This window comes from Streptomyces adelaidensis (assembly GCF_016598475.1).
Classification (GTDB): Bacteria; Actinomycetota; Actinomycetes; order Streptomycetales; family Streptomycetaceae; genus Streptomyces; species Streptomyces adelaidensis.
In genome coordinates this window covers 92168-107731 of record NZ_JAEMUX010000005.1, presented here as the reverse complement: position 1 = coordinate 107731, position 15564 = coordinate 92168, and the positions used below count along the sequence as shown (strand labels likewise).

Genomic DNA, 15564 nt, shown 5'->3' with positions numbered 1-15564 from the left:
AGGACGGAAGTCGTGTTGCGGCTCGGCGGCATCCGCCAGGACGATGCGACCATCGCCAGAGACGGGAGCGAACCCCCATGCCTCACATGACCACTTTCGCCAGGAACCAGTGGTACGTCGCCGCCTACGCCCATGAGGTCGGGCGGGAGTTGCTCGGACGGACGATTCTGGGCGAGCCGCTCGTCTTCTACCGGACGGAGGAGGAGGGGACGCCGGTGGCGTTGCACGACCGGTGTGTGCACCGGCGGTATCCGCTGTCGGAGAGCGGGCTCGACGGGGACCGGATCGTGTGCGGGTACCACGGGTTCACGTACGACACGACGGGCGCGTGTGTGTACGTGCCGGGGCAGAAGCGAATCCCCCGGACGGCGCGCGTCGCCTCGTACCCGGTGGTCGAGCAGGACGCGCTGATCTGGGTGTGGATAGGCGACCCGGCGCTCGCCGACCCGCAGAGCATCCCGCGCGCCAAGCACCTCGACTCCCCCGGCTGGACCACCGTGCGGGGTATGGAGCCGATCGACGCCGACTACGGGCTCCTGGTCGACAACCTCCTCGACCTGTCCCACGAGACCTATCTGCACGGCGGCTACATCGGCACCCCCGAGGTCGCCGAGACGCCGACCACCACCGAGGTCGACGAGGGCGCGGGCGTCGTACGGGTGAGCCGGCACATGGACGACGCGGAGTGCCCGCCGTTCTACGCGAAGTCGACCGGCATCGAGGGGCGGATCACCCGCTGGCAGGACATCGAGTACTTCGCGCCCTGCCTGTACCTGCTGCACAGCCGGATCGCCCCCGTCGGCGTGCTCCCCGAGGCGGACGGCAGCGACCCGAACGGCTTCCACACCGAGATCACCTACGCGATCACGCCGTCGGCGGACGGCAAGGTGTACGACTTCTGGATGGTCTCGCGGGACTGGGCGACCGAGGACGACGAGGTCACCGAGTTCCTCAGGGGCAACAACCACACCGTCGTCATGCAGGACGTCGACGCGCTGAACCTGCTCCAGGAGACGCTCGGCACCGAGCGCACCGGCTACCAGGAGCTGAGCATCAACATCGACACCGGCGGTCTGGCCGCGCGCCGCATCCTGGCCCGGCTGGTCGAGCAGGGTGAGAAGACGGTGGAGAAGGTCCAGTGAGCACGCCTGCCACGTTCCGGACCGGAGAGGTCTACCGCATCGACTGGCTGCCGGGCACGGACATCCTGCACGGCACCTGTCACTGCGGGCGCGAGCACACCGCGCAGGACCCCATCGAGATGTGGGAGTGGATGCTGGCCCACCCCCAAGGACACGAGCCGCAAGGAAACAGCTCATGACCTCGTCCTCACCTTCTCCGGCTTACGAAGCCGAACTCGTCGTCGACGGCCGGGAGTTCGCGGCCCACGGGGTGCTCGCCCTCACCCTCCGGCATCCGCTGGGCGAGGAACTCCCCGCCTGGGAACCCGGGGCGCACGTCGATGTGCTGCTGGGGCCGGCGCTGGAGCGGCAGTACTCCCTGTGCGGTGACCCGGCCGACCGGCGGGTCTGGCGGATCGGGGTTCTGCTGGAGCCCGACGGGCGCGGCGGATCGGCTTATGTGCACGCGGAGTTGAAGCCGGGCGACAAGGTGCGGGTGCGCGGGCCGCGCAACAACTTCGCCCTGGAGCCGGCGCCTCGCTACCGGTTCGTGGCCGGCGGCATCGGCATCACGCCCATCCTGCCGATGCTGGCCGTGGCCGAGGCGGCGGGTGCGCAGTGGTCGCTGCTGTACGGCGGGCGCAGTCGTGAATCCATGGCGTTCCAGGCGGAGTTGGGCGTGTACGGGGATCGGGTCACGGTCGCTCCGCAGGACGAGAGCGGGCTGCTGGACCTGGGCGCCGTCCTCGACGGCCTGCCCGAGGACACCCTCGTCTACTCCTGCGGTCCGGGCCCGCTGCTCGACGCGGTCGAGGAGCGGTGCCCGGGGCGGGCGCTCAGGATGGAGCGGTTCCGGCCGAAGGAGCAACTGACAGGCCCGGACAACGAGTTCGAGGTCGTGCTGGAGCGGACGGGCAGGACGGTCACGGTCCCCGTCGGGGTCTCCGTGCTCGACACCGTGCGGGCCGCCGGCGTCGAGGTGCTCTTCTCCTGCGCCGAGGGCACCTGCGGAACGTGCGAGACGGATGTCCTGGAGGGCACCCCCGACCACCGGGACTCGGTGCTGAGCGACGAGGAGCGCGAGGCCGGGGAGACCATGCTCATCTGTGTGTCACGGTGCCGGGGGGCCCGGCTGGTCCTCGACCTGTAGCGGCGCCGTCGGGGGCCGCGACCCCCGCCCGGCCGGTGGCCGCTCCCGTCACGCACAGGTCCGCCTCGATGCGGGCGACCGTGGCCAGCAGATGGGGCAGCAGGTCGCGGCGTACCGACTCCATGGAGTTGCGGCCGGCGTGCACGGGGATGTTCACGGCGGCCACCACCTCGCCGTTCCGGTCCCGTACCGGGACGGCGACCGACCTGAGCCCCTCCTCCAGCTCCTGGTCGACGACGGCGTACCCCTGTCGCCGTACGCGGCGCAGTTCGGCCCGCAGCTGGTCCGGGGAGACGAGGGTGCGCCGGGTGAGGGGCCTGAGGTCGGCGCGGGTGAGCCGGGCGTCGATCTCCTCGTCCGGCAGCTGCGCGAGGATCACCCGGCCGACCGAGGTGACATGGGCCGGGAAACGGGTGCCCACGGTGACCGTCGCCGTCAGGATGCGGCTCGTGGGCACCCTCGCCACGTACACGATGTCGTCGCCGTCGAGCACGCACAGCGAGGACGACTCCCCGACCTGGGCGACCAGCCGCTCCAGATGCGGCTCGGCGAGGTCGGGCAGCGTGACACTCGACAGATACGCGTAGCCGAGTTCGAGGACGCGTGGGGTCAGCCGGAACAGCCGGCCGTCGGTGTGGACGTAGCCGAGGTCGACGAGGGTGAGCAGGAAGCGGCGGGCGGCCGCCCGGGTCAGCTCGCAGGTGCGGGCGACCTCGCTCAGCGTCAGCGCGGGATGCTCGGTGTCGAAGGCCCGGATGACCGCGAGGCCCCGCTCGAAGGACCGGACGAAGTGTGGTTCGCGGGCTCCGCCGAACCGGGCTGGATCTGGCATCGCCGCCTCCACTGTGCGCACATGGGTGCGCTCCGCGCACGCTAGGACGGTGCGGGACCTCACCTTCACCGTCGAGGCGGGTGAACTCGTCTGTCTGGTGGGCCCGTCGGGCTGCGGCAAGACGACCCTGCTGAAGTGCGTGGCCGGGCTGCTGAACCCGACGGCCGGCGAAGTCCTCCTGGAGGGGCGGCCGATGAGCGGGCCGCCACCGGGCATGGCCGTCGTCTTCCAGGAGTACGGACGCAGCCTCTTCCCGTGGATGCGGGTCCGCGACAATGTCGAACTCCCGCTCAGACAGAAGCGGTTGACCAGGGCACGGCGGCGCGAGCTGGTCGACGACGCGCTCGCCTCGGTCGGCCTCTCCGACGCGGCGGGCGCCTACCCCTGGCAGTTGTCCGGCGGTATGCAGCAGCGGGTCGCGATCGCCCGCGCGCTCGCGTACGAGCCGGACGTCCTGCTGATGGACGAGCCGTTCGCGGCGGTCGACGCCCAGACCCGCGCCGATCTGGAGGACCTCGTGCGCAGGCTGTGGCGGGAGCGCGGCATGACGATCCTCTTCGTCACCCACGACATCGACGAGGCCGTCTACCTCGGCGAGCGGGTCCTGGTCCTCTCCGCCTCCCCCACCGTCGTACAGGAGCAGCTGAAGGTCGACCTGCCGGCCGAGCGTGATCAGTTGCACACCCGGGTGGCCCCGCGCTTCGCGGAGCTGCGGACACATGTGTACGAGCAGATCCAGGCGGCTAAGCGGGGCGTGCCCGTGGACGGACCGCGTGTACCCCTCGACAAGGGGGAGTCGTGAGCCGGAGGCGGTGGCATTGTCCTCCGGTGCCGTCGGCGACCTGAACGCCGGCGGCACCGGAGGGGTGCGTCTCACCTGTCGGGTGAGGGCACCACGCTGAGGTGGCCCGGCGTGGTCCGCCGGGGGCGGCGCGGCCTGCGCGCGGGCTCGGACGCACGGCCCACCTCGCGCAGGACGAGGGTCATCCGGGTGTAGCCCATGTCCTGGAGGGTGTCGGGGGTCTCGCCGACGACCCGGCAGTCGGTGGCGCCCCAGCGCGGGTGCGGGTGCACCAGGGGGCGTACGGCGCCGTCGTGCTGGACGGCGTCGGGGCCGACCGTGCGCAGCCAGTGCGGGAGGCCGTAGCGGTAGGCGGCCTCCATGATGGGGTCCTGGGCGATGTCCCGGCGGATGGACTGCAGGCCCCGGTCCTGCCCGTGGCGCTCCACGGCGGCGGCGAAGTGGGCGAGCATCGGCAGGCACCAGCTGGACTCGTGTTCGCCGAGGACCGTGGCGGCGTCGGGGTGGAAGAGCACGAAGCGGAGGAAGTTGTCGCCCGGCATGGCGGTCGGGTGCGGTCCCACGCGGCTGAAGAGGGCCTCGAACGCGGAGTTGGCCAGGACGACGTCCCAGCGGTGGTCGAGGACGACGGACGGGAACGGGACGGACTCCAGCAGCGCGGAGTAGTCCTGGAGGTAGGCCTGCGCTTTCTGGGCTTCGAGACTGTCGGGGACGGGCTGCGGCGCGGACCGCCGCCCTCCTGCCTGATGTGCCATCGGGAGGTCACCCCTCTTGCCCTATGCGGCCTTCTCGCGGCGCCTTGATCCTGCTGCCCCGGGCGGAGTCGTGTCAACTATCGTGGCATTTGGCGTCGGTTGACGGCTGAATCTCGCCACAGTTGTGGCGAGGCCTGGCTGTGAGTTCGGCGGAACCGCTAGTCTCTCCGCAGTTCACGGTGTACTTGCCGGGACCAGCGGTCTCGCGCCAGGCTTGGATCCACGGATTCCGCAGTACCGCGAAATTGGCCTGAGAGAGACCTAGGAGACCTGTCGGTGACGGATGGCTTCGAGGTTCCGGACGCCGCGGCGACGGTTCTGCTGCCGGCCGTCGTGGCCCGTGTCACCGCGCTGGCGGACAAGCTGCGCGTGGCGCACTCGGAGGTCTTCGACACACGGCGGCTCTCGGTCGCGTCCGGTGTGCCGGAAGCGGTGGTGAAGGCCCTGCTGAGCGGGCAGCGCGCCGGTGAGCCGGACGTCCAGGCCCGCTTTCTGCAGCGCCTGGGCCTGCTGCGCCGCACCCGGCTCAAGCCGGGCGGCCGCAAGTACACGCAGCAGGAGATCGCCGACGGCGCGGGCATGTCGCGCCAGCAGGCGGGTGCCCTGATCAACGGTGACCGGCGGCCCACGATGGAGCACTGCGACGCCATCCAGCGCTTCTTCAGAGTGCACGCCGGTTTCCTCACCGCCGAGGATCCCGAGGCACTGGCGAGCGCCCTGATGCGCACCGAGCAGGAGCTTCTCCAGCAGCTCGCCGACCGTGAGCGTGCGGCGGCCGAGGCCGCCGACGACCCGCTGCAGCGGCTGCTGCAGAACCACGGTGTGCGCTCCATCGCCTGGCGGGCGGCCCAGCTGCCCAGCGACCAGCACCGCGACAAGGTCGCGGAGTGGCTGGACATGCTGCTGGAGAGCGTCAAGCGGCCCGAGTCCTGACCGGGGGAGATCTGTGGGCATCGGAAAGGAAATGCGCCGCCTGTGCGGCGAGCTGGTGGGCGAACTCACGCTGCCGGCGCCGGCGGACCCCGCCGACCTCTACAGCGCCCTGTGCGACGCCATGAGCAGACGCCGCGGCCGCCCCGTCCACTACCGCACAGCCGCGTTCCCGCCGGGCACGGCCAGCGGGCTGTGGCTGGACATGGTCGAACAGGACCTGGTCGTCATCGAGGAACGCACCGCCCCCGACCACCAGTTGGTGATCCTCGGCCATGAGCTGTGGCACATGCAGGCCGGGCACTGCGGCCACCACCTGGAGGGTGCCGCGGTCGCCGCGCGCTTATCGAACCCGGACGCCGACCTGGGCGCGACCGTGCTGAAGGTCGCCGCCCGAACCCGGTTCGACCTGGCGGACGAGCAGGACGCCGAGAGCTTCGGACTGCTGCTGGCCAGCAAGTGCCGTACCTGGCTCGCCGGTTCCGCGCTGCGCGGGCCCGTACGCCGCGATCACCTGGCCGGCCGCATCGGGGCCTCGCTGGGCTACCGCGGACCGCAGGGCTGAGCGGCCGGCGACGACCAGGACATGGACGGGTCCAGCTACTACCTCCCGGCGGTCGCGATGGCGATCGCCCTCGCCCTCAAGACGCCCGCGCTGCTGCGGAGCTGGGGCGACCCCCTGATCAGGTCCGTGTGCGCGCTGATGACGCTGTCCACCCTGGTCTTCTGCTTCGCCGCGCCGCCGACGATCACCGAGATCAACCGCGTCACCGGCATCACCAACATCTCGGCCGCCCTCGTCTACATCCTGCTGAGCGCCTTCAGCGGCTCCTGCCTGGTGCTGATCATCAACTGGCGCGGCGGCCCGCCCGAGACGACCCGCCGTCTCTCCCGCCGCTGGATCGCCGGGTACGGCGCGGTGTGCGCGGCGATCGTGGTGCTGTTCGTGCTCGGCGAGGCCCCGGTGCAGCGGGTGCGGGACTTCGACACGTACTACGCCAACACCCGGTTCCTGCGCGAGATGATCGTGCTGTACCTGATCGCGTTCACCGTCGCGGGCGTCGCCATGAACGTCATGTGCTGGCGCTGGGCGCTCCAGGTGCGCGGGCTGCTGCGCGCCGGGCTGCTGATCATCGCGTTCGGCTTCCTCGTCAACGTCCCGTTCGCGGCGGTCAAGCTGGTCGCCGTGGTCGCCCGCTGGCAGGGCGGCGACCTGGACGAACTGAGCACCTACCTGGCCCCCCTGCTGGCCTCGGTCGGCGCGCAGGTCAGCGCCCTCGGCTTCTGTCTGCCACTGGCCGGACAGCGCATCGGCGACTCCTGGACGACCTGGTCCACGTACCGCAGGCTCGGCCCGCTGTGGCGGGAGCTGCGGCCGGTCTGGGCCCAGGCCGGTCACGAGGTACGGATCTCCTGGTGGGCGCCCGCCCAGCTGCAGATGACGCAGCGGGAGTCCGACATCCACGACGGCATGCTCAGTCTGTACCCGTACTTCGACTCCGAGGTGCGTGCCAGGGCGTACGAGGCGGCCCTCGCGGCGGGCTCCGAGGCCGTCCAGGCGCGGGCCGAGGCGGACGCGGCGATGGTGACGGCGGCGGTACGGGCCCGGGCGGACGACCCGGAGGGCCGGGTCATCGGCTCGGCGACGTCCGACGCGCCCGCCCCGTCGGCCGCGAACCCCCGTGACCTCGTACGGATGTCCATCGCCCTGCGTCAGTCACCCGTTGTAGCGGCCGCCCGTGAATGGGCCACCGCGACCAGGTCAGAGAGCGACTTCCATGAGCGAACCCGTTAGAGGCCCACGCGACACCTCGGTCACGACCGTCCGGCGCGCCGTCGTCGTCGGCGCGGGACTGGCCGGCCTGCTGGCCGCCGCCGCGCTGCGCGAGCACGCCGAGGTCACCGTCGTCGAGCGCGACGCGCTGCCCGAGGGGCCTGAGCCCCGCAAGGGCGTGCCACAGGCCCGCCACGCCCATCTGCTGTGGTCCGGCGGCGCCCGGGCCATGGAGGAGCTGCTGCCGGGCGTCACGGAGGCCTGGCTGGCGGCCGGGGCGCGGCGCATCCCGCTGCCGACCGGTCTGGTGTCGTTGTCGGCCCAGGGCTGGGTGCGGCGCTGGCCGGAGATGGAGTTCATGATCGCGTGCAGCCGCGATCTCCTGGAGTCGGTCGTCCGAGCCCGGCTCCTCGCCGGGCCCGGGGTCACCGTGCTCGACCGCACCGAGATCCTGGGCCTGGACGGCGACGCCTCCCGGGTGAGCGGGGTACGGGTCCGGCCCGCCGAGGGCGAGGAACGGGTGCTCGCAGCCGACCTGGTGGTGGACGCCTCGGGCCGTGGTTCGCGGGGCACCGCTTGGCTGGACACGCTCGGGGTCGCGCCGGCGCCGATGGAGGAGGTGGACTCGGGGCTCGTGTACGCCAGCCGGATCTTCCGGGCGCCCGAGGGCACCGAGGAGTACCCGGTGGTCAATGTGCAGCCGGACGCGGCACAGCCGGTGCCGGGGCGGAGCGCGACCCTCGTGCCCGTCGAGGACGGGCGCTGGCTGGTGACGCTGTCGGGCACCCGAGGGGGCCAGCCGACCGCCGACGCCGAGCGGTTCGAGGAGTTCGCGCGCAATGTCCGGCACCCGGTCGTCGGCGAGCTGATCTCCCGCGCGGAGCCCCTGACGGACGTCGTGCTCACCCGCAGCACGATCAACCGGCGGCGCTTCTTCGAGAAGGTGTCCGGCTGGCCCGACGGGTTCGCCGCGATCGGCGACTCGGTCGCCACGTACAACCCGATATACGGCCACGGCATGTCGGTCGCCGCCCAGGGCGCCCTCGCGCTGCGCGAGCGGGTCGCCGCGCACGGCCTCGCGGCGCCGGGCCTCGCGCGCCGGATCCAGAAGGCCGTGGCGGTGCCGGTGAACCTCGCCTGGGAGCTGGCCACCGGGGCGGACATCCGCTATCCCGAGGCGATAGGCAAGCGGCCGAACGCCATGCAGAAGCTGTTCGGCCGCTATGTGGAGCGGCTGATCAAGACCGCGCTCGGCCGCCCTCTTGTCTTCAAGGCCTACCTCGGCGTCATCACCCTCTCCGAACCGGTCGGCGCCCTCGTACGACCGGAGGTCGTCCTCGCCGTGCTGCGCGGCCCGGTCAAAACCCCACCGGCGGAACCACCACTGACGGACCGGGAGCGGGAGACCGTGCTGGGTGGGTCACCGAGCTAGCGGCCCTGCGCGGCGGCGGCCGCCCTCAGGTCGCGCTGCGCTCGCTGGCCTCTCTCAGGTCACGTTCCAGCGCGCGGTTGCGGGCGTCGTCCGGTCGGCCGGCGGCCGTGCCGGGGCGGCCGTCGACGAGGAGGTCGCGCCAGTGCTCCCGGCTCCAGTCGGCGGGGGCCGTGGTGCGGGTGAACTCCTCGACCAGGGTGAGGAAGCGGGCGGGGTCGGTGTGGAACGGGAAGTGCCCGGCGCCCTCGAAGATCTCCAGACGGCTGCCGGGCATGGCCTGATGGGCGCCGTACGCGTGTCGTACGGGCACCACGCTGTCCCGGTCGCCCCACATCAGCATCGTGGGCATGCCCTCGGTGAGGTAGCAGCGGTCGAGCATGGTCACCGCCTGGCCGCGCCAGTCGACGACCGCGCGCAGGGTGCGGATGAAGGCGCTGCGGGAGGTCGCGTCGGGCAGCGCGTCGACAAGGTTGAGCAACTCGGGGGCGTCCTGCCCCAGATCGGTGTCGAGGACCTTCATCATCCGTAGAAACAGGCCCACTTGGAGCCGCATGCCGGGCAACCGCAGGGCCGACAGCACCAGATCGGCGCCGGGCAGCGACACCGCCCGCAGCACCGGGTTGACCTCGCGGCCCACTCCCCCGGCGCTGACCAGGATCAGCCGCTCGGTGCGCTCGGGGAACTGGTAGGCGAACTGCATGGCGACGCCGCCGCCGAGCGAATGCCCGACGAGGGTGGCGGACTCGATGCCGAGCGCGGTGAGCAGGTCGCGCACCCCGTTGGCGTACGCGGCCACCGAGTAGTCCGCGCGCGGTTTGTCGGAGGCGCCGTGGCCGAGCAGGTCCGGCGCTATCACGGTGTGGGTGCGGGCGAGGTCGGGGATCAGTCCGGCCCAAGTCGCCGAGGAGTCGCCGATGCCGTGGATCAGGACGAGCGCCGGGCCCTGGCCTGCCATGCGATAGGCGCGCCGGTAGCCGTGTACGACGCGATGCCTGAGTTCCAGTTCGCCGTCGCCCACCGAGCGCAGCCGAACGCCGCGCGGAGGGCGTCGGCGCGGGACGTCCGCCACGGGCCGCCTCCCCTTTTCCAGGCTGTCGGACACCTGGCCGAAAGCACTTTCACTCCAGCGTAGGGCGCCTGTTCCACCCGGCGTTTCGGGGACGTTTCTCTTCCGCTAACCGAGCGAACCCACGGGCGGGAGAACGGGATTGTCAGTGCCGGACGGCAAGCTGGGGGTGTGCCACCCGCGGGCCGGGACGGGCACGCAGTCACACCGATCCGACCAGGGGAGAGCCGTTCGATGCCGACCGCCGTACTGACCGACCGCGAGCGCGCCGCCGTACAGGCCTATCTGCGGCTGCTGGGAAGCGTACGAGCCGCCTTCGACGGGCCGCCGGGGCCCCGGCCACCCGTGGTGCCGCCCGCCGCGCTCGCCGAGGCGGAGCAGGCACTGTCGGCGGCCGGGCTCGCGGGCAACGAGGAGGAGTTCTTCCGGCTGCTGCGGAGTTGGTGCCCGGGGGCTTGAGCGCTTGAGCGCCGCGTGAATGGATGAAGGGATCGACGGTCCGCCGGGGATGGGTATCGGCGGACCGTCACGGAGAGGGGTGCCCCCGGCTCTACGTCGGGTGCGTCCCCCCTACGTCAGGTGCATCCCCGCGGCCTGGTCCACGAGCTTCCGCAGGGCGGGCAAGTACGCCTCGTCGCCACCCAGTTCACCGAGCACGCGGTACGCGTCGTCGCGGAACGCGGAGAGGTCCTTCTCGAAGCGGCGGAGGACGGCGGGGGCGAGCAGCAGCGCTCTGAGTTCCGCCCGGGCCTGCTCGGAACTCCGTGCGGCGGCGCCGAGTTCCACCAGGTGCGCCCTGGATTCGGGCGGCGTTTCCTCCGTTGCACAGGCGAGGAGATGGGTCACCGTGCCGTTGTGCAGATCCTCGTCGCGGCCGGAGAGAATGTCCTCCTGGTCGTTGAAGAGCTGCCAGAGAATGCCGAACACCTCGCCGAATTCACGCCACAGTCCGGTCCGTTCGGCACCGGTGCCGGAAAGGATCGCGGCCATCGCCGTGATCATTCCGAAAGGCGCACCGGATTTCTGGCGATAGACGACGCCGATCGCGTCCCGCGAGGCGTTCGCCGGGTCGCCGCGCAGGTCTCTCAGCTGGCCCTCCACCGCGCCGAACCAGCAGTCGACGATCTCGCCGGTGAGGGCGTTGCGCACCGCGTCCGGCACCGGCTGGGCCTGGACGATCCTGATGGGCAGGGCCTGTCCGCTGAGGACGGACGCCAACAGCGCCTCGTCCACGCCGAGTCCGTCGGGGATGCGCGCGCCGTTCCCGTCGGCCAGGTCGTCGAGATAGCACGCGGAGGTCCACCACAGGACATGTACGGCCGCCAGGGGAACGGCCGGTCCCGGGGCACCCGTCTCGGCGGCGTGCACGAGCATCGGGAGTACGGACAGAGGGTATTTCATCTGCTGGTGGCCCAGCAGCCCGGACAGCGCTTTCCGTACGGCTCCGGACGAAGGTCCGAGGCCTTCCAGAGCGGCCGCTATTTCCGCGTCGATGTCCGCCGAGACCTGTCTGTGCAGATCCGCATAGTCCGAAAGGGAGGGGGAGTTCACCTGGCATCCTCGTTTTCCGTGGGGAACGTCGGGAACGTCGGGAACGTCGGGAAGGGAACCGAAACCGCCGTCGCCACCAGCCCCCGCCCGACGGCCCAGCGTCCGTCGAAGGCCGCGACGCTGCGGCCGTCCACCACCGGTCCGGGCACGAGGAGTTCGGCGCGCAGCCCGCCGGAGCGGCCGGCCGGATCGACGGACACCTCGATGTCGGCCTCCGAGAAGTCCAGCCACCGTCCGGTGAGCGGGAACCACGCCTTGTAGACGGACTCCTTGGCACTGAACAGCAGCCGGTCCCAGTGGACCGAGGGGTGCTCGGCGGTCAGCCGGCGCAGTCGGGCCTCCTCCGCCGGGAGCGCGATCGCCGTCAGAACGCCCTCGGGCAGGACGTCGTGGGGTTCGGCGTCGATACCGAGGGAGGCCAGGTCGGCGGAGCGGACCAGCGCGGCGGCCGCGTACCCGTCGCAGTGGGTCATGCTGCCGGTCAGCCCGTCCGGCCAGCCGGGGGCGCCGCGCTCGCCGGGCACTATCGCGCGCGGCTCCACGCCGAGTTTCTCCATGGCCCGCCGGGCGCAGGCGCGCACGACGGTGAACTCGCGGCGCCGTTTCGCCACCGCGCGGGCCACGACCGCCTCCTCCTCGGGATACAGCTCGATCCCCTCCGCGGCCGCGTCAGAGGCGTACGCCTCCACGACCACGACCGACCCCGGGAGCAGCTCCTCGATCACCGGCTCCGACCTCCATCGGCAGAATGCGGCGCAGCTGTCCCGGGGGTCCCGGGCGCGGACGCCACTCGCGGGGGTAACCCACGGACACTTCTTCGAAGCGGACACCGTCCAGCCAGGTGGTCCGCGGGATGTGCAGATGGCCGTAGACCATGACCTCGACGCGGAAGCGCCGGTGCCAGTCGGCGGTCAGCTCGGTGCCGCACCACATGGCGAACTCGGGGTAATGCAGGATGTTCGTCGGGTGCCGGTCGAGCGGGTAGTGGTTGACCAGCACCGTGGGCAGGTCGGCGGGGAGCGCGGCGAGCCTGCGTTCGGTCTCGGCGACCCGGGCCCGGCACCAGTCGTCGCGGCTCGGGTACGGGTCGGGGTGCAGGACGTGCTCGTCGGTGCAGACCACACCGGTGCCGTGCGCGTACTCCAGCCCCTCTTCCTTCGTCGTGCAGCCCTTGGGCAGGAACGAGTAGTCGTACAAGAGGAACAGCGGCGCGACGACCACCGGGCCGCCCGGTCCCTCCCACACGGGGTAGGGATCCTCGGGAGTGACGACGCCGAGTTCGCGGCAGAGGGCGACGAGGTGCTCGTACCGTTCGACGCCCCGGTACGGGACGGTCTCGCGGGGGTGGGTCCACAGCTCGTGGTTGCCCGGCACCCAGATGACCTTGGCGAAGCGGCCGGCGAGGGTCCGCAGGGCCCAGCGGATGTCGGCGACGGTCTCGGCGACGTCACCGGCCACGAGCAGCCAGTCGTCGTCGGTCTCGGGGCGCATCCTCTCGACCAGGGCGCGATTCTCGGGATAACCGATATGCAGATCGCTGATGGCCAGCAGATTCCCGTGACGGCCGACCGTCGAGTCCACCCGTACTCCCTCCCGAACACCGAATATCAACACGAGAACACATGTGCGTACCGGCGGACAAGAGCGACCTGCCGACGGGCTGGACACGCCCCGGCAGACCCACCGTGCCAAGGATTAACACGCGCGTGACAGATGCTGGGGTCCGAGTGGCCGTATGATCCGTCCTACACCACCGCCACGCCCTCTGTTTCGCGTACGGCGGTTCGGCGTACCTCCATCCCCCCTGGCCGGGCACGGCCTGCTCCGCCGTGCCCGCGAACCGTAGAAAGGCGGCCTGCATGGTCTCTCGCGTACGCGTCTGGCTCAACCGCACGTACGCGGAGAACGTCTTCTTCATGGATCAGCTGCGACATAATCCGCACGCTCGTCCGGTGGACATCCATGCCACGCACGGCGACGCCGACTCTCCCGTACTGGCCGCCGCCGACACCGCCGACCTGGAGCCCGAGGGCCTCTCCCCCGCCGCGTACGTCGAGTACGCGCTCGACCAGTGCGCCAAGCGCGGCATCGACGTGTTCGTGCCCCGGCTGCACCAGGCGGCGATCGCCGCGCACCGCGAGGAGTTCACGGCCGTCGGTACGGCCCTGCTGGCACCGACCGCCGAAGCCATCGAGGTCTTCGAGGACAAGGTGACCGCGTACGAGGCGGTCCAGGCGCACGGGGTCCCGGTGCCGCCGTGGTACCGGGTCACCAATGCCGACGAACTCGTCGTCGCCGTCGAGGAGTTGGAGGCCGGGGGCCACAGGGCGTGCTTCAAGCCGGCGGCCGGGGCGGGTGGTGTGGGCTTCCGCGTCGTCACGCGCGCCCCCTTCTCGCTCGCTCACCTCAGCGGATTCCCGACCCCGTATGTGCAGCTCGACATGGTCGTCGAGGCGATGCGGGCGGCCGAGGAGGAGGAGCAGGAGCAGGAGGAGAAAGTCGACTGGATGGTGATGCCGCGCCTCGAACAGCCGGAGGTGTCCGTCGACTGCCTGACCGGCCCCGACGGGCGGGTCCGGATGGCGGTGGGCCGCACCAAGAACGGGCGGCGGCGCGGGTTCACGCTCAACCCCGCGTGGATCGAGCCCGCGCGGCGGATCGCGGGGCAGTTCGGGCTGCATTATCTGACGAACATCCAGTTCCGGATGTACGGCGACGAGCCGGTCCTCATGGACGTCAACACGCGTCCGGCGGGCGGTCTGCACCAGCTCGCGCTGTGCGGGGTCAACGCGCCCTGGGCGGCTGTTCAGCTGGCCCTCGGCGAGGAGCCCGGGGATGTGGTGCCGACTCGGCTGGGGCAGGACTACACGGTGGTGTCGGGGACGCGGCCGGTGCGGCCGGTCACTCTGCCGCAGCAGGTCGCCGAGGTGCGGGGGCTCGGCGCCGCGAACCCGGACGCGCTCGCCCCGGCCCCGGCGCCGGCCCCCACTGCGTGCAAGCCGTCGGCCGACCGGCCGTTGGCGGTCTGACCGACCAAGGGGCGTTGCCCCTTCTACCCCGGATTCCCCACGCCCCTGAAAGCGAAAAGCACGGGGCGCAGCCCCTGCCTTTCAGGGGCGCGGGGAACTGCGCGAGCAACCACAACGCACCCGCACCCGCCGAACTACCCCGGATACCCCCAAGCCTTCGCCAGCTCACGCAACCGCGGCGGCAGCTCCACCCCTGGGTCCGCCCCGCGGGCCGGCTGGATGCGGCCGGACTTGATCGTGGTGGACCAGTCGCCGAGCTGGGGGCGGAACGTGCCGTGATCCTTCGTTCCGTAGTCGAGCATCGCGGGCTCCCAGGCGACGCCGAGGTAGTCGCAGATGCCCCGGGTGACCTTCTCGGGCTCGGCGGTGAGGTCCTCGTAGGTGATCACGTGGACGGGGAGGTTCTGGCGGGCCTCCTCCAACTTCTCGCTGTAGGAGAGGACTTCGGCCAGGATCGCCTCGTGGTCGGGGTCCGTGCGGCGGCTCGTGAGGGACTGGAGGACGGCGCCGGGGTGACGCAGCAGCAGGAGGTAGCGGGCGTTCGGCCAACATCGGTGCAGCCGCGGCCAGATGAGCGTGTTCGGCGGGGTCTTGTCGACGATGACCCGCTTGCCGCTGCGGGTCAGTTCATGGTGCAGGAGGCGGTCCCACAGGACGTGCTCCAGCTCGGACTTGTCGAGTTCGAGCGCCTTCATGGCGTCCGCGGTGAAGTCGCGGGAGAGGTGGACGTGGATGGTCCGCAGATGCATCTCGTGCGGGGCGCGGATCTCGCTGTGGCTGTTGAGGACGACCCGCAGCAGCGTCGAGCCGGAGCGCACCGAGGAGAGGACGAACACCGGCGCGTCCACCAGCCGGGGCGCGCGGGGAGCGACGTACGGCGGCTCCTCGGGGAGCTCGCCGCGGGGTGCGGGCACGGCGTCCAGGGGTTTGCGCGGCGGGCTCACCGCCTCGGCGATCAGCCTGCCGCGGCGCCGCAGCCCCTTGCCGATCGCGGACATGCGCGGGTCTCGCACGATGACACCTCACAACTTTTCCTCGCACTGTCGCGTTGCCACGTATCACAGGGGTAGCGGGCGAACTCCAGATGTCGGGGAGGGAACACGCAAGGGTCGCGGCGGGCAT

General features: G+C 71.4%; 17 protein-coding genes. 10 read left to right on the top strand and 7 right to left on the bottom strand.

Annotated features, from left to right (window positions below):
- The first annotated feature begins 77 nt into the window (after window positions 1–77).
- Genes I8N67_RS04265 through I8N67_RS04255 form a run of 3 tightly spaced genes read left to right on the top strand, consistent with a single transcriptional unit; the run spans window position 78 to window position 2271 of the window.
- Complete coding sequence (locus tag I8N67_RS04265) at window positions 78–1142, top strand: Rieske 2Fe-2S domain-containing protein (protein ID WP_200301202.1); 1065 nt, start codon at window positions 78–80, stop codon at window positions 1140–1142.
- Entirely contained in the window at window positions 1139–1321 is a 183-nt protein-coding gene (locus tag I8N67_RS04260) for a hypothetical protein (RefSeq protein WP_200301201.1), read from the top strand. Before I8N67_RS04265 ends, I8N67_RS04260 begins: the two co-directional genes overlap by 4 nt.
- A complete protein-coding gene (locus I8N67_RS04255) occupies window positions 1318–2271 on the top strand; it encodes a PDR/VanB family oxidoreductase (RefSeq protein WP_200301200.1) in 954 nt (317 codons plus the stop codon). Before I8N67_RS04260 ends, I8N67_RS04255 begins: the two co-directional genes overlap by 4 nt.
- Here I8N67_RS04255 and I8N67_RS04250 read toward each other — a convergent pair.
- Complete coding sequence (locus I8N67_RS04250; RefSeq protein WP_200301199.1) at window positions 2222–3103, bottom strand: IclR family transcriptional regulator domain-containing protein; 882 nt, start codon at window positions 3101–3103, stop codon at window positions 2222–2224. The genes I8N67_RS04255 and I8N67_RS04250 overlap by 50 nt on opposite strands.
- On the opposite strand from I8N67_RS04250, the gene I8N67_RS04245 reads away from it, so the two are divergent.
- Window positions 3027–3905, top strand: coding sequence for an ABC transporter ATP-binding protein (locus tag I8N67_RS04245; protein ID WP_372443627.1), 879 nt, complete (start codon window positions 3027–3029; stop codon window positions 3903–3905). The genes I8N67_RS04250 and I8N67_RS04245 overlap by 77 nt on opposite strands.
- Window positions 3906–3976: 71 nt before the next feature.
- On the opposite strand, the gene I8N67_RS04240 is transcribed toward I8N67_RS04245, so the two are convergent.
- Entirely contained in the window at window positions 3977–4660 is a 684-nt protein-coding gene (locus I8N67_RS04240) for an MmyB family transcriptional regulator (RefSeq protein WP_200301197.1), read from the bottom strand.
- Window positions 4661–4936: 276 nt separating this feature from the next.
- Here I8N67_RS04240 and I8N67_RS04235 point away from each other — a divergent pair, with 276 nt between their 5' ends.
- Genes I8N67_RS04235 through I8N67_RS04220 form a run of 4 tightly spaced genes read left to right on the top strand, consistent with a single transcriptional unit; the run spans window position 4937 to window position 8796 of the window.
- The gene (locus I8N67_RS04235; RefSeq protein WP_200301196.1) at window positions 4937–5593 is read left to right on the top strand and encodes a helix-turn-helix domain-containing protein; all 657 of its coding nucleotides are present in this window, start codon (window positions 4937–4939) and stop codon (window positions 5591–5593) included.
- A 31-nt stretch (window positions 5594–5624) separates the two neighbouring features.
- Entirely contained in the window at window positions 5625–6155 is a 531-nt protein-coding gene (locus tag I8N67_RS04230; protein ID WP_200301266.1) for a toxin-antitoxin system, toxin component, read from the top strand.
- Window positions 6156–6176: 21 nt separating this feature from the next.
- Window positions 6177–7385, top strand: a complete 1209-nt coding sequence (locus tag I8N67_RS04225; protein WP_200301195.1) for an MAB_1171c family putative transporter — start codon at window positions 6177–6179, stop codon at window positions 7383–7385.
- Window positions 7369–8796, top strand: a complete 1428-nt coding sequence (locus tag I8N67_RS04220) for an FAD-dependent monooxygenase (protein WP_200301194.1) — start codon at window positions 7369–7371, stop codon at window positions 8794–8796. Before I8N67_RS04225 ends, I8N67_RS04220 begins: the two co-directional genes overlap by 17 nt.
- Before the next feature lie 25 nt (window positions 8797–8821).
- Here the strand turns inward: I8N67_RS04220 and I8N67_RS04215 are convergent, their stop codons facing one another.
- Entirely contained in the window at window positions 8822–9865 is a 1044-nt protein-coding gene (locus I8N67_RS04215) for an alpha/beta fold hydrolase (protein ID WP_200301193.1), read from the bottom strand.
- 231 nt (window positions 9866–10096) lie between these two features.
- Here I8N67_RS04215 and I8N67_RS04210 point away from each other — a divergent pair, with 231 nt between their 5' ends.
- A complete protein-coding gene (locus I8N67_RS04210; protein ID WP_200301192.1) occupies window positions 10097–10321 on the top strand; it encodes a hypothetical protein in 225 nt (74 codons plus the stop codon).
- Window positions 10322–10432: 111 nt separating this feature from the next.
- Here the strand turns inward: I8N67_RS04210 and I8N67_RS04205 are convergent, their stop codons facing one another.
- Genes I8N67_RS04205 through I8N67_RS04195 form a run of 3 tightly spaced genes read right to left on the bottom strand, consistent with a single transcriptional unit; the run spans window position 10433 to window position 12994 of the window.
- Window positions 10433–11413, bottom strand: coding sequence for a polyprenyl synthetase family protein (locus I8N67_RS04205; protein WP_200301191.1), 981 nt, complete (start codon window positions 11411–11413; stop codon window positions 10433–10435).
- Window positions 11410–12138: a 4'-phosphopantetheinyl transferase family protein gene (locus I8N67_RS04200; protein ID WP_200301190.1), complete on the bottom strand. Its 729-nt coding sequence runs from the start codon at window positions 12136–12138 to the stop codon at window positions 11410–11412. Before I8N67_RS04200 ends, I8N67_RS04205 begins: the two co-directional genes overlap by 4 nt.
- Window positions 12083–12994 carry a metallophosphoesterase family protein gene (locus I8N67_RS04195; protein ID WP_200301189.1) on the bottom strand — a complete coding sequence of 304 codons (912 nt, stop codon included), beginning with the start codon at window positions 12992–12994 and terminating at the stop codon, window positions 12083–12085. The genes I8N67_RS04200 and I8N67_RS04195 overlap by 56 nt, the downstream gene beginning before the upstream one ends.
- A 278-nt stretch (window positions 12995–13272) precedes the next feature.
- Between I8N67_RS04195 and I8N67_RS04190 the strand changes: the two genes are divergently transcribed.
- A complete protein-coding gene (locus tag I8N67_RS04190; protein ID WP_200301188.1) occupies window positions 13273–14442 on the top strand; it encodes an ATP-grasp domain-containing protein in 1170 nt (389 codons plus the stop codon).
- Between the two features lie 134 nt (window positions 14443–14576).
- Here the strand turns inward: I8N67_RS04190 and I8N67_RS04185 are convergent, their stop codons facing one another.
- Complete coding sequence (locus tag I8N67_RS04185) at window positions 14577–15455, bottom strand: sulfotransferase family protein (RefSeq protein WP_307835146.1); 879 nt, start codon at window positions 15453–15455, stop codon at window positions 14577–14579.
- Window positions 15456–15564 lie beyond the last annotated feature (109 nt).